The organism is Sinomonas gamaensis (genome assembly GCF_005876955.1).
Classification (GTDB): Bacteria; Actinomycetota; Actinomycetes; order Actinomycetales; family Micrococcaceae; genus Sinomonas; species Sinomonas gamaensis.
The window spans coordinates 193,428-216,283 of record NZ_SSCL01000003.1 but is presented as its reverse complement, the minus strand read 5'-3'; the positions used below and the strand labels follow the sequence as shown (position 1 = coordinate 216,283).

Below are 22,856 nucleotides of genomic sequence, written 5' to 3'. Positions count from 1 at the left end.
CGGCTGCGTTGCTGCCGGGGGCCTCGGCGTGTGAACCGCTACGCTCGAAGTTATGCCGATAAGGTCCATAGGCAAACGACGGAGCGCCCTCGACGGCGCAGAGGAGAGCAGCGACGTGCCCCACGAGCCGAGCACGCACCCTGACGAGGCACGCCTCGAGGCGTGGCTCTCGTCGCTGCCCCCCGTCACCGGCCCGGACACCATGCTCGGCTTCTTCCCCCGTCCGGAAGGCATCATCGACCTCACATCCGCGCACGCCTCCGGGCTCGCCCAGCTCCTGGCCGGACGCCGGACCAGGCTCTCCACCCTCATCCGCGAACGCCACGACTACACGACCGCCGCGCGGGCCGCGAGAAATCTTCGCGCGAAGATCTACGAACTCGCCAATGAGCGCGGCCTGGACGCGGGCCACCTGGCCGCTGGCCTCGCCACGTGGACCTCGGCAGTCGGAGGCAAGCCGCGCCGCGTCAGCGCTCCGCTCCTGTTCGCCGGAGTGGAGCTCACAGTCCGCCCGGAGCACGACGACTTCGAAATCAAGCTCACCGAGCAGGCACACCTGAACCCCGCGCTCGTGCGGCACCTGCGCAGCGTCCACCGCATGGAGATCGACGTTCCCGCGGTCGAGAGGCTTGCGTACAGCACAGCCCGTCTCGACCCGCATCCCGTCATCGAACGGTTCCGCACGCTGCTCGCAGGGATCCCGGGCGCGGCGGTCGAACCCCGGCTCCTTGTCTCGACGTTCGCGGATCTTGAACACGCGCTCGACGACCCCGCCATCACGAGTGCCGTACCGGTCATCTCGGCGCTCGCCGGGGCCTCTCGCGCCGTCCACGCGGCTCCTGCCCCGCTCGACTCTGCCAGATTCACGCCGGTCGATGAACGGGATCCGAGCGAGGAACTCCTCGTGCTCGATGCCGACCGCGATCAGCAGCTGGCCGTGGACGCGGCGCGGGCTGGCGATTCCCTCGTCGTGGACGCCCCGCCGGGGACCGGGCAGACCCAGACCGCCGTGAACGTCATCGCCAACCTCGTCGACGAGGGGCGTTCCGTGCTGGTCGTGGCGGAGCGCCGGGCCAGCCTCCTTGAGCTCAGCCGGGCCTGCGAGCACCTCGGGCTCGGGTCGATGCTCCTCCAACTGAGCGCCGGCGTCACCCCAGGACAGCTCAAGCAGCAACTCGTCCGCGCAATCGTCCGCAACGAGAAGGCCGAGCCGCCCCGTCTCGAGGGCATTCACCGCTCCCTCGTCGAGCGACGCCACCAGCTCATAGAGCACGTCGAATCGCTGCACAACGTGAGGGAGCGCTGGGGCTGCTCGCCCTACGAAGCGATGCAGTCGCTGGCGGAGCTGACCTCTATTCAGCCAGCACCCGCGACCACTGTCCGCCTCAAGCGCAGTGTCCTCGACAGCATTCGCGAACGCCGGGAACTTGCCGAGCGGCTCCGGCGCGCCGCCGAACTGGGCAGCTTCAGCCGGGAGGCCACATCGAGCCCTTGGCACGGTTCCCGCATGCTGACTCGCCGGGAGACGGAGGACGCCCAAGAGCTCGTCAGGACGCTGGTCGCCGACCTCCCTGCCCTCCGCGAGCGCATGGCTACGGTGGCCGCTCATTCGGAAATCCGAATGGGAGCGTCGGTGGAGGAATGGGGCCAGCAGATTGACATGCTTGTCGCAGTGCGGGAGAGCCTGGACAAGTTCACTCCCGACATTTTCGACCGTCCGGTCACGGATCTGATCTCTGCCACTGCAACTTCTTCCTGGCGGCGCGAGCGCGGGATCGACATTCCGACCATGCAGCGTTCTCGACTGCGGCGCGTGGCCAAGGAGTATGTGAGGCCGGGGGTTCATCTCGCCGACCTGCACACCTCGCTCATCCTGGTTCAGGAGCAGCGTGCTCTGTGGGCCAACTACGCGACGTCGCAGCGGCACCCTGTAGTGCCCTCCGGCCTCGCGGACCTGCGGGAGGACTATCGAGCTGTCCGCAAGGGCCTTGAGCGCCTCGGCGCCGTCCTCGCGTCGACGCGCGAGGGCGGCGATCTGCTCGGAGCGCCCGTTGTCTCCGTTCAGGGCCGGCTCCAAGATCTCTCGGACACCTTCGATTCCCTGCGGTCGCTGCCAGAGCGAACGCTCCTCGAGGACGAGTTGCGTGAACGCGGCCTCGGCGAGCTCCTCGCGGACTTGGCCGCACGGGAAGCGTCCCCAGAGGTTGTGGCATCGGAGCTGGAGCTGGCCTGGTGGCAGTCGGTGCTTGAGGCCATGATCAGCGGTGACGATTACCTTGCCATGTCCGACGGCGCCCAGCTCCGTCAGGCAGAGGAAGAGTTCCAACGGGCCGACCGAGCGCACATCGCGTCGGGACCTGCGAGGGTCCGCTGGCACCTTGCTGAGGAATGGCAGCGGGCTATTGCCCAGCACCCTCGCGAGGCTGAATCGTTGCGGATTCTCCTCAAGGACGGACGCGTGAGCCTTGCGGCGATCGAGTCGCAGGCACCAGACCTCCTGCGGCCGCTCGTTCCCGTCTGGACCGCCAGTCCATATGCCCTCGCTGCAGCTGCCCCCCAGAAGCGCCGCTTCGATGCCGTCGTCGTTCTTGACGCCGACTCCCTGCCACTCAAGGCAGCTCTTCCGGCCTTGGCGCGTGCCGCCCAGGTCATTGCCTTCGGCGACACCCAGGTCGCGAATCCCCGGCCCTTCACAGTAGGCGTTGGCGCCACGCCAGCCGGGACTGACCCGGAAACTCCTGTGGAGAGCGCGTTCGACGCACTTGCGCGGGTCCTGCCGACGGTTCGGCTGACCACCCTGTACCGAGGTGTAGACGAAGATCTTGGCCTGCAGCTCAGCCATCGCTTCTACGGCGGGGCGCTGCGCCGTCTGCCTGACGGGCAGTCGGTCACTGGGCTTGATCGAGCGCTGGTCGTCGAGTACTTGCCAGATGGGACTGGTCTGCCGTCGGGGCAGGACGGCAATGTCGAATCCGTCGCAGCCGAGGTGAACCGGGTCGTGGATCTCGTGTTCGAACATGCCGCCCATCGGGCAGGGTCCTCGCTTGCTGTGGTGACGGCGAGCGCCCACCACGCTGCGCGAGTCGGCGAGGCGATCAGGCTCCAGATGGCCAACCACTCCGACGTGCAGGAGTTCTTCAGCGGCGGGGAGGAGCCGTTCCGTGTGGTGCCTGTCGACCGCGCGGGGGGCCTGGTGCGGGACCACGTCATTTTCTCGCTCGGGTACGGTCGCACGCCTCACGGCCGTGCGATGCACCATTTCGGTCCGCTCAGCGAGCCGGGGGGCCGGCGCCGGTTCGCGCTCGCCATGAGCCGAGCGAGGCACACGTTGCACGTCCTCAGCTGTTTCCAGCCTGCTGAGCTCGATGGCTCGAGGCTGAGCGAAGGCGCCAAGGACTTCCACGAGCTGCTCGAGAGGGAACTGGCAGGGCGTACCGACCTCGGAACCAGGGCGACTCGGGCCGCGGCGAGTGCCGAGGCCTTGGGGGCGGATCCTCTGGTGACCGACCTTGGTGAACGGCTCGCCTCGCGCGGCGCCCGAGTGTGGCACCACTATGACGGAGCGATCGACATGGCCGCGGCCGTCGACCCGCTGGTGACCCTGGCCCGCGACGACCACGAGGTCAGCGTTCCCGTCGCCGTCGAGAGCGACGGAACCAGGCGGTACCGCGAACTGAGCGTCCGCGAGCGGACGCGCCAACGTCCTGAGCTTCTGGAACGCATGGGGTGGCGCTCCTTCACCCTCTGGACGATCGAGGTGTTCACCGACCCCGGCAGCTGCGCCGATATGATCGTCGAGCTGCTTGGGCTGGACGGCCAGACCGAGGACGGATCCGGGGCCGGATTCCTGAGCGGTGCGGTCGGCCCCGTGACCTCCTCCTTCGAGGCAGTCCTTTCGGCGTCCTATCCGTTGGCCGACGGATACCGCCAGGAGGAGGCCGCGTCTGACCTGTATCGGCATCATTCCCTGGACCCCGAGTCCCGTGAGGAGGCAACCCCCGTGGCAGCGAGAGATCACCTGAGCTCGCATCGCCGGGTCACCGCGCCGGCAACAGGAGGGCAGGAGGCGAACTCTTCGTCCGAGGAGGATTCTCAGGACGAGAGCGCCGAGGAGAACCGCACGCAGGAGCATGGCCACGAGCCGCCGCTCATCCCTGACCGGGCGGCCGAGGACGATCCGCGATCGTGGGGCGACCGGGAGCCGGACGACGAACGAGACCAGTGGCTCAGGGAGCAGCGTCCACCTCATTGGGGCTGAGCTGAACTGCGACACGTCTGACTTCCGACTCATCGGCTGTCCGTCAAGGTGAAGAAAACTTTGCCTCGCGTGGACGCCCCCGCGAGGGCTGGCGCTCGCTCGGAGCTTGTTGCTACGACTACGAGGCCCGCCGAGCCTTGGCCCTGGCCCAGCCACGAGCCCCGTTCGTTCTTCGCGTTCTCAGTCCAGAGCACGGTGACGGCTGAGGCGAGGAGGGAAGTGGCCTTCGTTCCGCCGCCCGGGGCGTCTTCCGACAGGACGAGGTCAATCGTCTGGCCCGTGCGGATGAGTTGCAGCGAGTCGGGGTCGGCAATACGTACGGGCACCGCAACCGTGCCGGTGGCTGCGCCCGCGAGGAGTCCCGGACCTACGGTTGCCGCGTCGGTGAAGACTTCTCCCCGTCGGAGCGGTCCTGCAAGGCGCTGGCCCCGGACCGCTTCGAGCGAAGTTGCGGCATGGTCGGGAACCGAGTCTGCCGGAAGTCGGGCCATCCGGAGCTGGCCTGCGTCCACCGTGGATCCTGCTGGGAGGTCGGCCGCTGCAACGACGACCGGGGAGAGAGCAGCCGTCGGCGGCGTGAGCTGGTAGACCGCGACGGCGACGGCGGCGCAGAGGAGCGCTGAAGCCACCGTCCTGCGCCGGCGCTCGAAGAACCGCATGAGCCGAGGGCGCTCGGGAGCGGCCCAGTTGCCCGCCCTCGGATCATGCCCGCGCTGAGCTGAGGGCGCGTGGCGTCTGGCGCGTGGTGCGGTAGGGCTCATGTCCTCGACGCTAAACGTGAGGACTGACAAACTGGGACGCGCTGCCCTCCCTATGTGGACGACACGCCCCAGCGATTCTTGGGGAGGAGAAGTTCCCTAGCTTGCGGCCGCCGAAGTTGCCGGAGCAGGAGCGGCTGCCGGCGCCGAAGGGGCGCTCTTGGAGGCGCTTGCGTCCGAGCCGGAGGAGCCTGAACCTGAAGCCGCACCAGAGCCGGCCGGAACGGTGCTCGAGCTACGCGAGTCGGTCCGGTAGAAGCCGCTTCCCTTGAAGACGACGCCGACGCTGTTGAACTTCTTCCGCAGGCTCCCGCCGCACTCCGGGCACACGGTGAGGGAGGCATCGCTGAAGGACTGGACGATGTCGAAGGCATGTCCGCAGTCTTTGCAGCCGTAAGCGTATGTAGGCACTGTCACTCCTTGCAGAACGAGGGGACCTTAGCAGTCCATGACCCCGAGTGCTAATTCTAACAGGGACGATCTGCAGAGTATTCCGGAATCCTATGCAGGCCGCTCGGCGTCATCACCGCGTCGACACGATGGTCGAGCGGCTCATCCGGGACCTCGCCCGGGGTGAGGAACTCGTCGTCGAACACGACCGCGGCGTTCGGCAGCGGGCGGACGGATGCTTCAAGCCGCGCGAGGAAGCGGTCATAGTAGCCGCCGCCCTGTCCGAGCCGCCGCCCGTCGCCGTCGACCGCGGTTGCCGGGAGGAGGACAGCCGCAAGGGGAGGCCGCAGGGGCGAGCCCGCCAGCAGTGCGTGAACGTCGAGTCGGGGACCCACGGGCTCTTGGAGCGGGGCATACCGACTCCGCTCGTAGCCGATGTCCGGCCGCCACTCGACCCAGGAAAGCTGCCGTTCGGGCTCGCAGACGGGCAGGATCACGTGGAACCCCTCCCGGTGCAGTTCGGAGAGCAGGCGGAGCGTAGGCGGCTCCGCTGCCACCCCTAGATATGCCGTGAGGGTTCCCCCGGGAGGCACTGTTTCCTTGACCCAGGCCAGGCCGTGGGCGGCGATGCCCTCCTCGGCGTGGGCGAGTTCCTCGACGCTTCGGGCCCTGCGATGCGCGCGGACCTTCTTGCGCAGGTCGTCCTTGCGCTCGGCTGCAGTGTGCACCCTCCTGAGCCTAGCGGCCTAGGGGCGATGGGGATCGGTAGGGCCGACGCAGTCGTATAGAGTGGCAGCGTGTCGACCACGAAGCCAGTCAGGAAAGCCGTCATCCCTGTTGCCGGGCTGGGCACCCGGTTCCTCCCGGTGACGAAGGCCATGCCCAAAGAGATGCTGCCCGTGGTGGACAAGCCAGCCATCCAGTACGTGGTCGAAGAGGCCGTCTCGGTCGGCCTCAGCGACATCCTCATGATCACCGGACGCAACAAGCGGGCTCTCGAGGACCACTTCGACCGCGTTCCCTCGCTCGAGGCGACCCTCGAGGAGAAGGGCGACGAGAAGAAGCTCGCCGCCATCCAGGAATCGAGCAACCTGGGCGATATCCATTACGTGCGCCAAGGCGATCCGAATGGCCTGGGGCATGCTGTGCTGTGCGCGGAGCGTCATGTGGGCGATGAGCCGTTCGCGGTGCTGCTGGGCGATGACCTGATCGATGAGCGCGACGAGCTGCTGGGGGAGATGATCCGGGTCCAGCAGGCCACGGGCGGGTCGGTAGTGGCGCTGATGGAGGTGCCGGCCGAGGCGATCTCGGCGTATGGGTGCGCGGATGTGACCCCGGTGGAGGGGGAGTCGTACGTGCAGGTGCACGGGCTCGTGGAGAAGCCGGCGCCGGAGGATGCGCCCTCGAACCTGGCGATCATCGGCCGGTACGTGCTGCACCCTGCGGTGTTCGAGGTGCTCAAGGAGACGGGCCCGGGCCGGGGCGGGGAGATCCAGCTCACGGACGCGCTGCAGACCCTGGCCAAGCGCGAGGGCGAGGGCGGCGGGGTGTACGGGGTCGTGTTCCGCGGGCGCCGCTACGACACCGGGGACAAGCTTAGCTACCTCAAGGCCGTCGTCACCCTCGCCTGCGGGCGGGAGGAATTCGGTGACGACCTGCGTTCCTGGCTCCGGGACTTCGTGGCGGACGGCGCGGGCGTTCCCGCATCCGCCGGCGCCTGACCAGCATGTGGGGGCCCGGCATCTGGCCGGTGACTTTGCAGTCCGGCGACATTGGGCTACGCCCCATCCGGCAGTCGGATCGGACCGAGTGGATGGGCCTTCGGGCGCGCAACGCCGATTGGCTTGCGCCGTGGGAGGCGTCGAATCCGCAGCCGGGCGGGGGATTGCCGACGTTCCGGCAGATGGTGCGTTCCCTGAATCAGCAGGCACGCGAGGGCACGGCGCTTCCGTTTGTCATTACCCTTGACGAGGGGCCGGAGCATCGCGCCCCCATCGTGGGTCAGCTCACGGTCTCGTCCATCATCTGGGGCTCGGCGCTCATGGCGACGCTGGGCTACTGGGTGGACCGCGAGCACGCGGGACGCGGGATTGCGCCCACAGCCGTTGCCCTGGCCACCGACCATTGCTTCTTCACACTCGGGCTCCACCGCATGGAGATCAACATCCGGCCCGAGAACAAGCCCAGCCTCCGGGTGGTTGAGAAGCTCGGTTTCCGGTACGAGGGCCTGCGCCCCAAATACCTTCACATTGCGGGCCAGTGGGCCGACCACGAGTCCTTCGCGTTGACTGCTGAGGAGGTTCCGGAGGGGCTCACTGCCCGCTGGCTGGCGTCTCGAGCGTGAAGTGTGGCGACACACCGACCGGAATCCGGCCGGGTGCGGCGCTGGCCTCCTACGGTTTTGTCATGGACTTCGCCCTCAGCAGCTCGACGGTGCTCGGCGCGGCCGTGCTTCTGTGGCTGTTGTGGGGTGCCCCGTATCTCCTGCGCAAGGCCCGGCCCGCTTCGGATGCCTCGGTGCTCCTGTCCGAGGAATCGACGGCTGCGCCCCGTCCTTCGCACCATTCGATGCCAGACGCGCGCACCTTCCCAGAGCCCGCCCGCCAATCCCCCGAGGAGGGGCAGCACGTGTCCAATCGGAGTTCCGGTACCGGCAGGCTCCGCATCCGCTGGGGGCGGTGCGCACTCGCCCTGGTGGGTGTTGCAGGGCTTCTCCTGGCCATCGTCGGGGGCGTGCTCGCCGCGGTTCTGGTGGTCCGTCCGGCCATTCCGCTGGCCGGTCTCGCAGCGACTGTCCTGGCCGTCGTCGTGCTCCGCCGCCTCGCGGTGCGTGACCGCCGTCGTCGGTCTCGAGCTCGCCCGCGAATGTCGACTCCAACTCAGCAGCCGGTGGCGCAACGGGCCTCGGCCCCGCGCGCGGCCACGGAGGTTTTCAACCACCAGCCGGAGCCCGAGCCCGCAGTGCCGTCTCTGAGCCGCGAAGATCTTCGGGCGGCTGCCCTCGAAGTCGCACGTGCCGCCCAAGCGGCAGCCGCGGAGGCGGCAAGTGAGAGCGGGGACGACCAGGGTTCGACGTGGGAGCCGGTCGACGTCCCGAAGCCTTCGTACATGGATGCGGCCAAGGCCGAGCGCGAGGCGCCTGAACCTATCGAGACTCCGCAGGAGCCTAAGCCGGCCGGCAAGGTCACCATCAAGCCGAAGCCGCAGCCGGGAGAGGCCTCAGGCGTTCCCACGGTCCCCGGCGCACGACCAGCGGCCCGGGGAGCTCTCGGCAACTTGGACGCGGTGCTCCAGCGGCGCCGCGCATAGCCCGCTCCAACCATCTGGGATCTGGGCGGAAACTATGACGCTCATTGTAGTGGCAGGCGGGACCGGGCAAGTCGGTTCAGCAGCCGTGCGCGATGCCGCGGGTCGCGGTCTTGGGGTGCGATCCTTCAGCCGCCGGCTTCCCAGCCCCGAGGACAGGGTCGACGGCGTGGAGTACCTCGTTGCTGACGCCTCGACAGGGGAGGGGCTCGCCGCGGCACTGGACGGAGCGGACGCGGTGATCGACGTGCTCGGCGCGAGAACCGTCAGATTCCAGACGGCGTTCCCGGAAGCTGGGCGAAGGCTGCTCGCGGCGGCTCACGGTTCCAGGGCGCGCCGGGCTGTCGCCCTCTCGATCGCTCAGTGCGACCAGGTTGGCTTCAGCTACTATCGCGCGCGCCTCGCCAAAGAGCAGTTGTACGACGGCGCCCCGTTCCCGACCGCCGTCGTCCGGGCCTCCCAATTCCATTCGCTGCTTGCCCGGATCTTCGCGTCTGGCCAGCCCCTCCGCCTGATCCCCTCGATCCGCCATGCGCGCGTGCAGCCGATCGACGTGCGGGACGTGGCACGAGCGCTCGTGGACGAGGCGCTCGTGGAGGGCAGCGGGCGCGCCCACCGGACGGTGAGCGGGCCTGAGGTTCGGTCGGTGAGAGAGTTCGCGGAGGAGTGGAAGGCTTCCGTCGGATCCTCCGCGCCTATCGTCGACCTCCCCCTCCTTGGAACCGGGACGTTCTTCTCCGAAGGCCGCAATCTGGCGCCGGAAAGCGCCTTCGGAACCATCACTTTCGGGCAGTGGCTCAGGGAGCAGAGGGGCGGCACAGCCGATTTGTCTTGACGCTCCCGGGCCAGTAAGGTTGAACCCGCATCACGCACCGCGGGGTCTTAGCTCAGTTGGTAGAGCGCTTCGTTCGCATCGAAGAGGTCAGGGGTTCAAATCCCCTAGGCTCCACTTTTTACGGGACGTCCTTTGGAGGACGTCCCGTTTTGCGTTGCCGGTCGTGATGCAGTTCGCTCACGCTTGCGGGGGATACGGTTGCTCCGGGTACGGCGGGTTCGGCGGATACGATTGCGCCGGAAAACGGTCAAAGCGCTGGCCAGCGGGGTTCGGCGGCAGGATCATCATCACGAGGAGCGCGATCCATCCGAGGACGGGGATCAGCGCCAGGAGCAGGAGCAGCGCGCTGAGGTTCGCGTCGTGCAGACGCCTTGCTCCTACGGCCAGGGAGGGGACGATTGTCGCGAGGAACCAGAGGCCGCTCAGGCCAGCCGAGGTGGCCGCCCGGCCGTCTGCGGTCGAGCCAGCGGCGTTGAGGATGCCCGACACGATGGCGGACGCCAGCGCCCACCACCAATACTCGCTGCGGCTCGCGCGACCGGCGAAGACCGCATACTTCTTCCAGAAGCGCTTCACCGCTTCCACCGGCGGTGCCCCGTAATAGGGGAGCTCGAGGGGAACCGAGCTCGGCGCTCCGTATGCGGGCTGATAGCTGCTCATGGCTCAGGCCTCTCACCGACGGTATTGGCGTCGACCACAGATCGACGTCAACCATGCTAGGAATGCCGGTTGGCGACAGCCAGAGCACAAAGCCCCACGTCGAGGCCGGGACTGTTTCAGCCGATCAGACCCAGCGAACGCACGGCTTCGCGCTCCTGTTCGAGTTCTCTCACCGAAGAGTCAATCCGTACTCGCGAAAACTCGGGGATCTCGAGCCCCTGGATGATCTCCCACCTGCCAGCCGTCGAGCGCACGGGGAATGAGCTCACCAGTCCTTCGGGGATGCCATACGAGCCGTCGGAGACGACGGCCGCCGAGGTCCAGGAAGAAGAAGTCCCGAGCACCCAGTCATGGACGTGATCGATGGCGGCGCTGGCAGCGCTGGCAGCCGACGATGCGCCCCGCACCCCGATGATCTCCGCCCCGCGCTGCGCCACTCTCGGAATGAACTCGGCTTCGACCCATTCCTGGTCGACCAGCGAGGCCACCGGCTGGCCGCCCGCCGTCGCGTGTGTGAGGTCCGGATATTGGCTCGCGGAATGGTTGCCCCAGATGGTCACCCCGTCGAGGTCCGAGGTGCGGCAGCCGAGCTTCGCCGCGAGCTGGGCGAGGGCGCGGTTGTGGTCGAGTCTGGTCATCGCAGTGAACCGCTCCGGGGGAATATCCGGGGCGTTGGCTGCGGTGATCAGGGCGTTGGTGTTGGCCGGATTGCCCACGGCGAGCACCCGGACATCATCGGCGGCGTGCTCGTTGAGGGCACGGCCCTGAGGGCCGAAGATGCCACCATTCGCTTGAAGGAGGTCGGCCCGCTCCATGCCCGCAGTCCGCGGGCGCGCGCCCACGAGAAGGGCCACGTTGGTGCCGTCGAACGCTTTTTCGGCGCGGTCGGTGACCTCGACGCTCTCGAGAAGGGGGAAGGCGCAGTCGTCGAGTTCCATGGCCGTTCCCTCGGCAGCCCTGAGAGCCGCCGGGATTTCCAGCAGGCGGAGACGGAGCGATGTCTCGGGGCCGAGCATGGCTCCGGCAGCGATGCGGAAGAGGAGTGCGTAGCCGATCTGGCCGGCCGCGCCGGTCACGGTGACAGTGGCGGTCTCAGGCATGCGCCTCAGTCTACGGTCAGAGCCATTTCCGCCATCGGAACACAAGCCACAGGATGAAGCCGGCCACGACCATGAGCGCAAGCGCGTACGGGTATCCGAGGTCCCAGTCGAGCTCTGGCATGACCTTGAAGTTCATGCCGTAGATGCCGGTGACGAGTGCCGGCGCGAAGAAGATTGCGGCCCACGAGGAGATCCTCTTGACTTGTTCGTTCTGGGCGAGGCTCGTCTCGTTCTGGCGGTTCGCCGTGAGGGTCCCATCGAGGACAAGGGCATTCTGGAGGATGTCGCGGAAGGCGTCGGCCCTCGAGATGACCTGCTCCACATGGTCCCGGACATCCCGCAGATTGCGCTGCAGCTCGAGGTCCACGTGGTATTTCTCGAAGCCACGCTCGAGTCCCTCGATGAGGGGACGGAGCGGGTGGATGGCGCGCTGGAACTGGATGACCTCGCGAGTGAGGTCGTAGATCCTCCGGGACACTGCCGACCTGCCTTCGAACAGCTGGTCTTCGATCTCGTCGATGTCGTTCTCCAGCCCGGAGATGACCGGTCCGTAGTCGTCCACAACGCGGTCGAGGAGGGCATAGAGGACAGCCTGGGGCCCGCACGCGAGGAGCTCGGGCTCGGCCTCGAGACGCTTCCGCACCTGCCCGACCCCCGCGGTCTCCGCATGCCGGATGGTGACCACGAAGTTCGGACCGGTGAAGATATGCAGCTCGCCGAACTCGACCGTCTCGCTTTCATCGACGTAGCGGGCGGGCCTGAGGACGGTGAAGAGCACCTCGCCGTACCGTTCGGCCTTGGGGCGCTGGTGCGCGTGGACAGCGTCCTCCACAGCGAGGTCGTGAAGCCGGAATTCGTGCGCCATTTGGGCCATCTCTTCCGGGGTCGGCCGGTACAGGCCGATCCACGCCATGCTGCCGCCCATGGCTTCGAGCGTTTCGAAGGTCTGCTCGAGGCTTTCGGGCTTGGCGGCCCGACGGCCGCCCACGTACACCGCGTTGTCGATGATTGTCACCGGGTCATTATGCCGGTGGCGCCTTCGACGTTCCTGAAGCTTCCTCAACAAGCAAAGAGAGCTTTGCAAAGAAACCATTGCAAAGATTTCTTTGTAACTCTATGCTCTTTCCATGCCCGAGAACGATCCGCAGCCCGTACCGCCGAGCAGAACCGTCGACGTTGCCTCGCTCAAGGGCCTCGCGCACCCGCTGCGGATCCAGATTCTGGAGACGATCTCGCGCTACGGACCCCAGACCGCCGGAACCCTTGCCGACCGTCTGGGAGAGTCGACCGGCGCCACGAGCTATCACCTCCGGCAGCTCGCAAAGCACGAGTTCGTCCGCGAAGTCGAGGGCAGGGGGACGAAGCGGGAACGCTGGTGGGATCGGCCGAAGGAAATGCTGACGATCGTCACCCGGGAGCTCGCGGACAATCCCACAACCCGCGAGGCGGCTCAGCTGGTGAGCCGCGAGTTCGAGCACAGCCGCGCGGCCGCGCTCGCGGACTTCACGGAGCACGGCTGGCTCGAGGACGAGCCTGAATGGTCCGAGGCTGCTGCCGTCGACACAACCAACATTCGCCTGACCGCCACGCAACTGGCCGAATTCTCGCACTCCGTCGAGAAGTTCATCGCGCAATCAGTGGAGCGACTCCGAGCAGCCGGCGTCCAGGAAGGCGCGCGCCCAGTCCAGATCCATTTCAACGCCTTCCCCCTTCGGGAGGACACCGCGCCCGCACCGCGAGGTCGGAGCCGGAAGCCACGAGGAGAACAGCCATGACCACATTCCATGCCGCCTTCACAGGCCCCCGCCGGACGGGGCTCTTCGACAGCCTCGTTCATCGGGTCGGCGCAGCCCTCGTCGCGTGGTCCGAGCGCCCGCGCGTCGTTGATCCACGGGTCAGCCGCCTCGAAGAGCTCGACGCGCTGCGTGAGGACGCCCGCGCCCAGCTCCGCTTCTGAACCGCAGCCCCTGCGCGAATGCGAGTTCAGTCCGGCAGCGGCCCTCGGCCCGGGATCTGCTCGAACACCAGAGTTGTCTCGGTGTGGCCGACCACGGGGTCGGTGGTGAGATTGTCGAGCACCCAGTCGCGCAGCTCTTCGGTGCTTCCCACTGCGATATGCAGCAGATAGTCCACGGCGCCGGAGGTGTGGAACGTCGCCAGCACACCAGGCAGCTGGGGGACGCGGGACGTGAAGGAGTCGATCTGGTCGCGATCGTGGGCGCGGAGGCTCACCGAGATGAGCGCCTGGACGCTGCGGCCCACGGCGCTCAGGTTGACTTTCGCCTCATAGCCCGTGATGATGCCGCGGTCTGAGAGGGCACGGGTCCGCATGAGCGCCGTCGACGGGGCGATGCCCACGAGTTCAGCGAGCTGCTTGTTGGTGATGCGGGCGTCCTCGACGAGAGCGGCGAGAATGCGGCGGTCGACCTCGTCGAGCATTTCGGCCATGGCTATGGTGGCTCCCTCCTCGGGCGATCTCCTGCGGCGATGACGACAGCCAGCCCATCCTACCGGCCAGTTGCACTCGCTTACCGAGCGGGTTGCGAGGAGTGGACGACGGCGGCAATCGCCGCGGTGAGGACGGCCAGCACCGCGATTCCCGCGGCGAGTGGGGCCCAGCCGAAGCTCTGGTACACCAGGCCGCCGAGCCATCCGATGAGGCTGGACCCGGCGTAGTAGCCGAGATTGTAGAGGGAGGCCGCCTGGGCCTTCCCCGTCGCCGCGAGCGCCCCGGTCCACCCGGAGCCCAGGCCGTGTGCCGCGAAGAAGCCTGCCGTGAGGGCGATGAGCCCGAGCAGGATCGCCGGGAGGGACTCGAGAGCTGTCAGGAGGACCCCGGCCGCCATGAGCAGCATGGACGAGACCATCACGGTCCGCCGTCCGAATCGTTCGCTCAGTCGCGCCGCGTAGCCCGAGGAGGCAGTTCCTGAGAGGTAGGCGAGGAAGAGCAGGCTCGTGATCGCGGCGGGGAGGAGGAAGGGCGCCTTCTCGAGCCGGTAGCCGAGGAAGTTGTAGACGGCCACGAAGCCGCCCATGAGCGTGAACGCCTGCAGATAGAGGGCGAGCAGCCGTGGGCTTCTGAGCTGCGCTCCGAGCAGCCGGAAAGCTTCGGAGAGAGTGCCGCGCTCGGCGTGTCCGGGCCGTTTCCGCACGGGAACGAAGCCCTTCTGGGTGGGAGCCAGGGCAACGAAGGCCGCGGCGGCGACGGCACCGAGAACCGCGACGGCGAAGATCGCCGCCCGCCAGCCCCAGACGTCCGAGAGCGGCCCCGCGACGAGCCGGCCCAGAAGGCCGCCGATCGTGGTGCCCGCCACGTAGGTGCCAGCCGCTACGGCGGCATTCGCGCGGTGGATCTCCTCGTTGAGATAGGCAACCGCGAGGGCGGGAACCGCGCCGAGCGCGGCCCCCTCAAGGCAGCGCAGCGTGAGCAGGACCACGATGCTGGGCGAGAACGGTGCGAGGAGCCCGAGGACAGTCGCGGCCGTGACCCCCGCGGTCATGGCCGGCACGCGGCCGATGCGGTCTGCGACGAAGGACCACGGAAGCACCGCCACGGCGAGGCCCAGCGTCGCCAGGGACACCGTGAGCGCAGCCTGAGCGGCGTCGACGTGCAGGTCCGCAGAGATGCGGGGGAGCAGAGCCTGAGTCGAATAGAGCTGGGCGAACGTGGCGACACCCGCACACGCGAGGGCCGCGAGAAGCCGCCGATATCCGCGGCTGCCCTTCGCATGCCCGGCCCACTCGCGAGCGATCGGCAGAGGCGTTGAGGTCACCTTTCCACGGTAGGAGCCGGAATTTCATGCGTCCAATACATTATGATACGGCTCATATGACGGATACGTATGATTCGGCTGTTCACGGGGAGCTCGCCCGCCTGCTCCCGCTTCTGCCGGTGCTCGACGCCGTGGGGCAGACGAGGCACGTCACGGCCGCCGCGGAGCTGCTCGGTGTTCCGCAGCCCACGGTGAGCCGCGCGCTCGCCCGGGCGGCCGCCGTCGTCGGCGCCGAACTCGTGCGGAAGGAGGGCCGGGGGATCCGGCTGACCCCGGCCGCCGAGCAGCTGCTGCCAGCGGTGCGCGCCGCGCTCGACGGACTGCAGAGCGCGCTCGACGAGCTGCACGAACGGCGGCAGGAGGCGCGCGGAGTCGTTCGCCTGAGCTTCCAGATGACGTTCGGCGAGGCCGCCGTGCCGGCGCTCATCCGCAGCTTCCGGCAAGGCCATCCGGACGTGCGCTTCGAGCTCATCCAGGGCTCGCGGCAGCGCTGCCTCGATGTGCTCGTCTCGGGGGACGTCGACCTGAGCATCGTCTCGCCGGCCCCAGCGCCGGGGCGGCAGCTCGATGCGGCGACGCTGTGCGTCCAGCCGCTTCGGCTCGCTGTCCCGGCCGGCCACCGGCTCGCGCGCCGGGGCCGTGTGCGCTTTGCAGAGGCCGCGGGCGAGCCGTTCGTGGCGCTCGAGCGGGGTTATGGGATGCGGAGCATCATGGATCGGCTGTTCCGGGAGGCGGGAGTGCGTCCCAACATCGCGTTCCAGGGTCAGGACTCGCGGACACTGTTGGGGCTTGTGAGCGCCGGACTCGGGATCGCGCTCGTACCCCCTTCCCGGGCGACGCATTCGGCCGTGCACGCGCGTGAACTCGGCTGGGTCGAGCTCGAGATCCAGGACTCGGACGCCGTACGCGACATCGGGCTGGTGTGGCCGAAGATCGTGGGCGAGCCCTTGCAGGTGCGCCTCTTCCGTGAGCACATCCTCAGAGAAGAGCCTGCGGACCTGCTCGACGCGTTCGGCCTCTGACGAGTCCTGCTCAGCTCGCGAAACGCGCAACGACCTCCGCCGCCGGCTCCTCCCGGGCGAACCTCCAGCCCGTGCCGGCCCAGAGATTGGTTCCGTGCGCGTCGCCCGCCGCGACCGCAGCCGCGCGCAGAGGCGCAGTCAGATAGTGGATCACGGGGTAGCCGCTCGGGGCGTCCGGGAATTCCCGCATGAACCGGTTCTCAAGCCCGCGGGCGGTCTTCCCCGAGAAGGCCCGCGTCTGCGCGGTCTGTTCGAATGCCGGATCGCCAAGCGCGGCCCTGTGGACGGGGTTCGTCCCGGCTTCGGGGGTCCGCAGGAACACCGTGCCCAGCTGGACCCCGGAGGCGCCCGCGTCACGGGCATTGAGTGCGTCGGCCGGGGTGCCGATCCCGCCGGCGGCGAGTAGCGGAAGCCCGACGACGGCGCTCACCTGTGCCACGAGCTCGGGGAGCGTCATCCCGGCAGGGGAGGAGGTTGGGCCGGAGAGGAACGCCCCCGAATGCCCTCCCGCCCCGGAGTGCTGCAGGACGACGGCGTCGACGCCCAGCTCCTCTGCTGCCTTCGCTTCGTCCGCGTTGGTCACGGTCTGAACGGTGAAGACTCCGCGCGCCCGGAGCCGCGCGACGTCGTCGGCCGGCGGAAGCGCAAACGTGAAGGACACCACGCCGGGCGCGTTCTCAAGGAGGAGCGCGAGCTTGGCCGGGTATCCGTCGTCGTCCGCCCAGCGTGGTTCGGGGAGGTCGACGGCGAGCCGGTCCGCCATCGGCCGGAGTCGCTCGCGGTAGGCGAGGATCGCCTCCCGGTCGTACTCCTCGGCCTTCGGCACGAAGAGGTTCACGCCGAAGGGGAGGCCGGTGGCAGCCATGGCCTCGAGCTCATGGGCGAACGCGTCCGGCGCCTTGTAGCCCGCGGCGATGAACCCCAGGCCGCCCGCCCGGCTCACGGCCTCGGCAAGCTGCGGGCGGCTCGGGCCGCCTGCGAGGGGCGCGGCGACAATGCCGGATCCGAACAGTTCTGCGGGAAGCGCACGGTCCATGGCCACTACTCTAAGCACGTGAGCACAGCGACGACCCGGGGCAACGCCATGATCGGCCTCGACATCGGGGGCACCAAGACGCGCGGCATCAAGGTAGTCGGCGGTGAGGTGGTCGACGACCGCGAGGCCGGGAGCGCGAACGTGCAGAACGTGTCCCGCGAGCAGGCGGCCTCACACCTCGCCGAGCTGTTCGCGGTCCTCGACGGTTCCGACGTGTCCCGGGTCTTCGTCGGATCCGGGGGCATCGACACCGAGGCGGACGCCGAGGCGCTCGCGGCACTCATCCGTCCGCACGCGCCAACGGCAGAGATCACGGTGGTCCACGATTCCCGGCTCCTCCTGGCTGCTGGCCACGCGCGCGCCGGCGTCGCCGTCATCGCCGGCACCGGGTCCGCCGCCTGGGGAACGAATGACGACGGCGATGAGGCCCGCGCCGGCGGGTGGGGGTACCTACTGGGCGACGAGGGCAGCGGGTACTGGCTGGCGCGCGAGGCGGTCCGCTATAGCCTTCACCGCATGAACCTCGGACTCGACCCCGACGCGCTCACACAGTCCCTCCTCGAGAGCACGGGCCTCTCCGAGCCCGGCGAACTGATCGCGCATTTCCATTCCGCTGAGACGGGCCGGCGGTATTGGGCCCAGAGGGCGCGGGTTGTGGTCGAGGCGGCGGACGCCGGCCACGCCGGGGCGCGGTTCATGATCGGGCAGGCGGGGCACGACCTGGCGCGCATGGCGGCCCAGGTGGCCCGCCAGCTCGGGCTCGAGGGCCCGGTGATCTTGGGCAGCGGCCTCGGCATGAATGTGGTGCCGCTCCAAGATGCGTTCCGCGCAGCGCTTGCGGAGCAGGGAATCGAGGACGTCCGGATCCTGGACCGCGACCCCGTTTTTGGAACGATCGACCTCGCCGAACGGGAATCCTGACGGTGTCATGACCCGCTGATAGGCTCGGCACAGCCAACGGAGAACAGGCCCGGAGCGAGGTTCGGAAGTGCCCGAAGCGATGATCGAGTTCCGCGAGGTCAGCAAGGCCTATGGGGCGTCGATTGCAGTGGACCGGTTGAGCCTTGACGTGCCCCGGGGGCAGATCACCGTCTTCGTGGGTCCCTCGGGCTGCGGCAAGACGACGTCCTTGCGCATGGTCAATCGCATGGTGGAACCCACGTCTGGGACGATCCTCGTCGACGGCCGTGACGTCTCGACGCTCCCCGCCGCCCGTCTGCGCCGCTCGATGGGCTATGTCCTCCAGGCCGCCGGCCTCATGCCGCATCGCACCGTCGTGGACAACATCGCCACGGTTCCACGCCTCAACGGCGTCTCGCGGCGCCAGGCGCGCGCCCGCGCGCACGAGCTGCTTGACGTCGTCGGCCTCTCCCAAGGGCTCGCAGACCGCTATCCGGCCCAGCTCTCGGGCGGCCAGCAGCAGCGAGTGGGAGTCGCGCGCGCCCTCGCGGCCGATCCGCCGATCCTGCTCATGGACGAGCCATTCAGCGCGGTGGATCCTGTGGTGCGCCAGGAGCTTCAGCGTGAGCTCCTCCGGCTGCAGCAGGACCTCGGCAAGACGATCGTCTTCGTCACCCACGACATCGACGAGGCCGTGCTCCTCGGCGACCGCATCGCCGTGTTCGCGGTCGGTGGCCGGCTCGCTCAGGTCGCGGACCCCGAAGAACTGCTCCGCGCTCCCGCGGACGAGTTCGTGGCCGGCTTCGTGGGACGGGATCGGGGATTCCGTCACCTCGGCTTCTATGACGACGGCGGCCTGTCGCTTGACGAAACGCCTACCGTAGCGCTGTCCCAGCTCGGTGCCATGGCACCCGCCGAGTGGACCGTCATCCTCGACGGTGCTGGCCGGCCCGCGGGCTGGGCGTCGCCGGTCTCTCCGGGCACCGTGGTCACGGGGGGATCGCTTCACCGCGCGGGGGGAACGCTGCGCAGTGCCCTCGACTCCGCCCTGTCCTCTCCATCCGGCCGCGGCGTGGTGGTGGACGACGACGGCCGCTTCCTGGGGACCGTCGCCGCCACGGCCGTTCTCGCAGCGGCCGAGCGACGGCGGGCAGCTGTGCCCGAGGAGGCGTAATGGAATGGGCCGCGGGCAATCTCGGCCGCATCCTCGGACTCGCGGGCCAGCACTTCGTGCTCGCTGCCGTGCCCCTTGTGCTCGGCCTTGTCATCAGCCTCCCGCTCGCCCAGCTTGTCCGACGGCACCGCGCGTGGCGCACCGCACTCCTGACGGTCAGCTCCGTCCTCTACACGGTTCCCTCGCTCGCCCTCTTCATCATCCTGCCCGTGGTCCTCGGCACGAAGATCCTCGACCCGGCGAACGTGATCGTCGCTCTGACCGTGTACGCCGTGGCGCTGCTGGTGCGCGCATCCCTCGACGCGCTCGACTCGGTCGACGCTGAGCTGACGCTCGCCGCCCAAGCGCTGGGGCACACGCCGGTGACCCGGTACTTCCTCGTAGACCTCCCACTCTCGCTGCCGGTGCTCGTCGCTGGGCTGCGGGCCGTCTCCGTGAGCAACGTCTCGCTCGTGAGCGTTGCAGCGCTCGTGGGGATGCCGAACCTCGGGATCCTGTTCACCGAAGGGCTTCAGCGGGACTTCGTGACCGAAATCGTGGTGGGCCTCGTCGGGATCCTCGTCCTCGCGCTACTCATGGACCTCGCGCTCGTGCTCGCCGGGCGGCTGCTCTCGCCGTGGGCCCGACTCGTGCCCGCGTCAGTGCCGCGGAGGAGGTCACGGGCATGAGCCTCATGGAGCTCACCTGGGCGTGGCTCGTGGATCCCGCCCACTGGACCGGCTACTCCGGAATCCCGGCCCGATTGGGGGAGCACGCCTTCTATTCCGTCCTGACGCTCGCCATCGCCTGCGCGATCGCCCTGCCCATCGGGGCCTACGTCGGCCACACGGGCAGGGGGAGAACCGTCGTCGTCGCGCTCGCCGGCGCCCTGCGGGCAGTCCCGACCCTGGGCCTCCTCGTGCTCTTCGTCCTCCTGGCCGGGATCGGCCTCATGCCGCCGATCTGGGCTCTGGTCATCCTCACGGTGCCGCCGATCCTGGCCGGCACCTACTCAGGCATCGCCGCCGTGGACCCCGTGATCGTCGATGCCGCCCGCGCCCAGGGAATGCAGGAGCATCAGGTGCTCCTCCGCGTCGAGCTGCCCAACGCGCTCCCGGTGATCTTCGGGGGCATCCGTGCCGGCGTCCTCCAGGTCATTGCCACGGCGACCGTCGTCGCCTACACCAACCTCGGCGGCCTCGGACGCTACATCTTCGACGGGCTGTCCCTCTCGGACTACCCCCAGATGCTGGGCGGGTCGGTCCTCGTCGCGGGGCTCGCCGTCGTCGTCGACCTCGCCTTGGGGACCCTGCTCAGGCGGCTCGGTCCCCGCATGCCCTCCGCCCGGGAGCTGCCCGCTCCCGAGGCGATGCACGAACTGCAACAGGAAGGACTGTCATGACACCTCTGGACACACCGATCTCCCGCCGAAGGGCGGTTGCCGCGGTCGCGGCCGGGCTCGGGCTGAGCCTCGCGCTGAGCGCGTGCGGCAGCTCGTCCAACCCGCTCAGCACGGGTGGCGGCGCGAGCTCCGGCTCGGCCTCGGGCAAGGCCCTCGTCATCGGCTCGGCCGACTTCACCGAGAGCCAGATCATCGCCGAGCTCTACGCCGGCGCCCTGAACGCGGCCGGCGTCTCCGCGACGACGAAGCCGAACATCGGGGCCCGCGAGGTCTACTACAAGGCGGTGCAGGACGGTTCTGTGGACGTGGTGCCGGACTACACGGGCAATCTCCTGCTCTACGTGGACCCGAAGGCGACCCAGGTCTCGGCCTCGGACATCGCCTCGGCCCTGCCCAACAAGCTGCCGAAGGCCCTCGCGATCCTCGACCCGGCCAAAGCCGAGGACAAGGACGCCATGGTGGTCACCAAGGCGACGGCCACGAAGTACTCGCTCTCGAGCATCGCGGACATGTCCAAGGTATGCAGCGACTTGGTCATCGGTGCCCCGGCGACCTTCGAGCAGCGCGCGTATGGTCTCCCCGGGCTCAAGGACAAGTACAACTGTGTCCCGAAGCAGTTCCAGCCGTTCAACGACGGCGGCGGCCCGGTGACGCTCAAGGCGCTGCTGTCCAACGACATCCAGGTCGCTGATATCTTCACGACCACGCCGTCCATCGCGGACAACGACCTCGTGGTGCTGGACGACCCGAAGAACAACTTCATCGCCCAGCAGGTCGTTCCGCTCGTCAACTCCGCGAACATCTCGGACGCTGCGAAGAAGGCCCTCAACGCCGTCTCGTCGAAGCTCACCACGACCGACCTCATCAACCTGAACCGGGCTGTGAGCGGGAATCAGAAGCAGAGTCCCGCCGATGCGGCGAAGGCGTGGCTCAAGGACAAGGGACTCGCCTCGTAGCCCCTCCCGGCCCTCAGAAGCACACCGCAGGGTGTGAGCGGAATCTCAAAGAGCGCGCTCACACCCTGTGGCATATTTGTTGAATGGCCGAGTTCAAGCAGTCTTCCAAGCTCCACAACGTCCTCTACGACATTCGGGGACCGATCTTGGAAGCTGCCCAGCAGATGGAGGCCGAGGGCCACAAGATCCTCAAGCTCAACATCGGCAACCCGGCGCCCTTCGGCTTCGAGGCTCCGGACGCGATCCTCGTGGACATGATCCGCCACCTCCCGCACGCGCAGGGCTACAGCGACTCGCGAGGCATCTTCTCGGCCCGGACCGCCGTCTCGCAGTACTACCAGACGCGGGGGATCCAGAACATCGGGGTGGACGACATCTACCTCGGCAACGGGGTGAGCGAGCTCATCACCATGTCCCTCATGGCGCTGCTCGAGCATGGTGACGAGATCCTCGTCCCCACCCCGGACTACCCCCTGTGGACGGCATCCGTCTCGCTCGCGGGCGGCAGCGCCGTGCACTATCTGTGCCGTGAGGAGGAGGACTGGGAGCCGGACCTCGAGGATCTCGAGTTCAAGATCACGCCTAGGACCAAGGGCATCGTGGTCATCAACCCGAACAACCCCACCGGTGCGGTCTACTCCGATTCCACGCTGCGGCAGATCGTCGCGCTCGCCGAGAAGCATGGGCTCATCATCTTCGCGGACGAGATCTACGAGAAGATCCTCTACGACGGGGTCACGCACACCAACATGGCCGCGTTCACGAACGAGGACGTGCTGTGCCTGACGTTCAGCGGCCTCTCGAAGGCGTACCGGGTGTGCGGCTACCGCGCGGGCTGGATGGCGATCTCCGGGCCGAAGAAGTCCGCCGCCGATTATCTGGAGGGCATCAACCTGCTCGCGAACATGCGCCTGTGTGCCAACGTGCCAGCGCAGCATGCCATTCAGACCGCGCTGGGCGGGTACCAGAGCATCAACGACCTCATCCTCCCCGGCGGACGTCTGCTCGAACAGCGCAACAAGGCGTACGAGATGCTCAACGCCATGCCAGGCGTCTCCACGACCCAGGCCAAGGGCGCGCTGTATCTCTTCCCTCGCCTCGATCCCGAGGTCTACCCGATCAAGGACGACGAGAAGTTCGTCCTCGACCTCCTGCGCGAGCAGAAGATCCTCCTTTCCCACGGGCGCGCCTTCAACTGGCACTCGCCCGACCACTTCCGCATGGTCACGCTCCCGGCCGTGGCGGACATCGAGGAGGCCCTGGGCCGTATGGCAGACTTCCTCAGCAGGTACGAGGGGAACTGACAC

At 68.2% G+C, this 22,856-nt stretch carries 23 protein-coding genes and 1 tRNA gene; 15 read left to right on the top strand and 9 right to left on the bottom strand.

What is annotated here, in order from left to right; all coding sequences use genetic code 11:
- Positions 1–202: 202 nt before the first annotated feature.
- Positions 203–4,258: a DUF4011 domain-containing protein gene (locus E5679_RS05780; RefSeq protein WP_249335999.1), complete on the top strand. Its 4,056-nt coding sequence runs from the start codon at positions 203–205 to the stop codon at positions 4,256–4,258.
- A gap of 29 nt (positions 4,259–4,287) precedes the next feature.
- Here the strand turns inward: E5679_RS05780 and cpaB are convergent, their stop codons facing one another.
- From cpaB to E5679_RS05765, 3 genes are all read right to left on the bottom strand, one after another.
- Entirely contained in the window at positions 4,288–5,019 is a 732-nt protein-coding gene (gene cpaB, locus E5679_RS05775; protein WP_138414120.1) for a Flp pilus assembly protein CpaB, read from the bottom strand.
- A 96-nt stretch (positions 5,020–5,115) separates the two neighbouring features.
- On the bottom strand, positions 5,116–5,427 hold the full coding sequence (locus E5679_RS05770) for an FmdB family zinc ribbon protein (RefSeq protein ID WP_138414119.1): 312 nt from the start codon (positions 5,425–5,427) through the stop codon (positions 5,116–5,118).
- Between the two features lie 56 nt (positions 5,428–5,483).
- On the bottom strand, positions 5,484–6,134 hold the full coding sequence (locus E5679_RS05765) for a 5-formyltetrahydrofolate cyclo-ligase (protein WP_138414118.1): 651 nt from the start codon (positions 6,132–6,134) through the stop codon (positions 5,484–5,486).
- 69 nt (positions 6,135–6,203) lie between these two features.
- On the opposite strand from E5679_RS05765, the gene galU reads away from it, so the two are divergent.
- The 5 genes from galU (at position 6,204) to E5679_RS05745 (ending at position 9,661) form a co-directional block, all read left to right on the top strand.
- The gene (galU, locus tag E5679_RS05760; RefSeq protein WP_138414117.1) at positions 6,204–7,127 is read left to right on the top strand and encodes a UTP--glucose-1-phosphate uridylyltransferase GalU; all 924 of its coding nucleotides are present in this window, start codon (positions 6,204–6,206) and stop codon (positions 7,125–7,127) included.
- Positions 7,128–7,132: 5 nt separating this feature from the next.
- Positions 7,133–7,750 carry a GNAT family N-acetyltransferase gene (locus tag E5679_RS05755; RefSeq protein ID WP_138414116.1) on the top strand — a complete coding sequence of 206 codons (618 nt, stop codon included), beginning with the start codon at positions 7,133–7,135 and terminating at the stop codon, positions 7,748–7,750.
- Positions 7,751–7,812: 62 nt separating this feature from the next.
- Complete coding sequence (locus E5679_RS20785) at positions 7,813–8,715, top strand: hypothetical protein (RefSeq protein ID WP_171042256.1); 903 nt, start codon at positions 7,813–7,815, stop codon at positions 8,713–8,715.
- A 34-nt stretch (positions 8,716–8,749) separates the two neighbouring features.
- Complete coding sequence (locus E5679_RS05750) at positions 8,750–9,547, top strand: SDR family oxidoreductase (protein ID WP_171042255.1); 798 nt, start codon at positions 8,750–8,752, stop codon at positions 9,545–9,547.
- A 41-nt stretch (positions 9,548–9,588) separates the two neighbouring features.
- Positions 9,589–9,661, top strand: a tRNA-Ala gene (locus E5679_RS05745).
- 63 nt (positions 9,662–9,724) lie between these two features.
- Here E5679_RS05745 and E5679_RS05740 read toward each other — a convergent pair.
- From E5679_RS05740 to corA, 3 genes are all read right to left on the bottom strand, one after another.
- The gene (locus E5679_RS05740; protein WP_138414114.1) at positions 9,725–10,207 is read right to left on the bottom strand and encodes a DUF805 domain-containing protein; all 483 of its coding nucleotides are present in this window, start codon (positions 10,205–10,207) and stop codon (positions 9,725–9,727) included.
- Positions 10,208–10,323: 116 nt separating this feature from the next.
- Positions 10,324–11,307, bottom strand: coding sequence for a malate dehydrogenase (locus E5679_RS05735; protein WP_138414113.1), 984 nt, complete (start codon positions 11,305–11,307; stop codon positions 10,324–10,326).
- A 16-nt stretch (positions 11,308–11,323) separates the two neighbouring features.
- Positions 11,324–12,322 carry a magnesium/cobalt transporter CorA gene (gene corA, locus E5679_RS05730; RefSeq protein WP_138414112.1) on the bottom strand — a complete coding sequence of 333 codons (999 nt, stop codon included), beginning with the start codon at positions 12,320–12,322 and terminating at the stop codon, positions 11,324–11,326.
- 112 nt (positions 12,323–12,434) lie between these two features.
- Here corA and E5679_RS05725 point away from each other — a divergent pair, with 112 nt between their 5' ends.
- The gene (locus tag E5679_RS05725; RefSeq protein ID WP_138414111.1) at positions 12,435–13,082 is read left to right on the top strand and encodes an ArsR/SmtB family transcription factor; all 648 of its coding nucleotides are present in this window, start codon (positions 12,435–12,437) and stop codon (positions 13,080–13,082) included.
- Positions 13,079–13,264: a hypothetical protein gene (locus E5679_RS05720; RefSeq protein WP_138414110.1), complete on the top strand. Its 186-nt coding sequence runs from the start codon at positions 13,079–13,081 to the stop codon at positions 13,262–13,264. The genes E5679_RS05725 and E5679_RS05720 overlap by 4 nt, the downstream gene beginning before the upstream one ends.
- A 26-nt stretch (positions 13,265–13,290) precedes the next feature.
- On the opposite strand, the gene E5679_RS05715 is transcribed toward E5679_RS05720, so the two are convergent.
- On the bottom strand, positions 13,291–13,755 hold the full coding sequence (locus E5679_RS05715) for an Lrp/AsnC family transcriptional regulator (protein WP_138414109.1): 465 nt from the start codon (positions 13,753–13,755) through the stop codon (positions 13,291–13,293).
- Positions 13,756–13,835: 80 nt separating this feature from the next.
- On the bottom strand, positions 13,836–15,080 hold the full coding sequence (locus E5679_RS05710; RefSeq protein ID WP_138414108.1) for an MFS transporter: 1,245 nt from the start codon (positions 15,078–15,080) through the stop codon (positions 13,836–13,838).
- Between the two features lie 56 nt (positions 15,081–15,136).
- Here E5679_RS05710 and E5679_RS05705 point away from each other — a divergent pair, with 56 nt between their 5' ends.
- On the top strand, positions 15,137–16,102 hold the full coding sequence (locus E5679_RS05705) for a LysR substrate-binding domain-containing protein (RefSeq protein ID WP_138414107.1): 966 nt from the start codon (positions 15,137–15,139) through the stop codon (positions 16,100–16,102).
- 10 nt (positions 16,103–16,112) lie between these two features.
- Here E5679_RS05705 and E5679_RS05700 read toward each other — a convergent pair whose 3' ends face one another.
- Positions 16,113–17,138 (bottom strand): NAD(P)H-dependent flavin oxidoreductase, encoded by a 1,026-nt coding sequence (locus E5679_RS05700; RefSeq protein ID WP_138414106.1) that lies wholly within the window; start codon positions 17,136–17,138, stop codon positions 16,113–16,115.
- Positions 17,139–17,186: 48 nt separating this feature from the next.
- Between E5679_RS05700 and E5679_RS05695 the strand changes: the two genes are divergently transcribed.
- The 6 genes from E5679_RS05695 to E5679_RS05670 all read left to right on the top strand — a co-directional run bounded on the left by E5679_RS05695 (position 17,187) and on the right by E5679_RS05670 (position 22,853).
- The gene (locus E5679_RS05695) at positions 17,187–18,059 is read left to right on the top strand and encodes an N-acetylglucosamine kinase (protein WP_138414323.1); all 873 of its coding nucleotides are present in this window, start codon (positions 17,187–17,189) and stop codon (positions 18,057–18,059) included.
- A gap of 67 nt (positions 18,060–18,126) precedes the next feature.
- Complete coding sequence (locus tag E5679_RS05690) at positions 18,127–19,212, top strand: ABC transporter ATP-binding protein (protein ID WP_275092543.1); 1,086 nt, start codon at positions 18,127–18,129, stop codon at positions 19,210–19,212.
- Positions 19,212–19,880 (top strand): ABC transporter permease, encoded by a 669-nt coding sequence (locus tag E5679_RS05685; RefSeq protein WP_138414105.1) that lies wholly within the window; start codon positions 19,212–19,214, stop codon positions 19,878–19,880. The genes E5679_RS05690 and E5679_RS05685 overlap by 1 nt, the downstream gene beginning before the upstream one ends.
- A complete protein-coding gene (locus E5679_RS05680; RefSeq protein WP_138414104.1) occupies positions 19,877–20,593 on the top strand; it encodes an ABC transporter permease in 717 nt (238 codons plus the stop codon). The genes E5679_RS05685 and E5679_RS05680 overlap by 4 nt, the downstream gene beginning before the upstream one ends.
- Entirely contained in the window at positions 20,590–21,549 is a 960-nt protein-coding gene (locus E5679_RS05675; RefSeq protein WP_138414103.1) for an ABC transporter substrate-binding protein, read from the top strand. Before E5679_RS05680 ends, E5679_RS05675 begins: the two co-directional genes overlap by 4 nt.
- An 83-nt stretch (positions 21,550–21,632) precedes the next feature.
- Positions 21,633–22,853, top strand: coding sequence for a pyridoxal phosphate-dependent aminotransferase (locus E5679_RS05670; protein ID WP_138414102.1), 1,221 nt, complete (start codon positions 21,633–21,635; stop codon positions 22,851–22,853).
- Positions 22,854–22,856 lie beyond the last annotated feature (3 nt).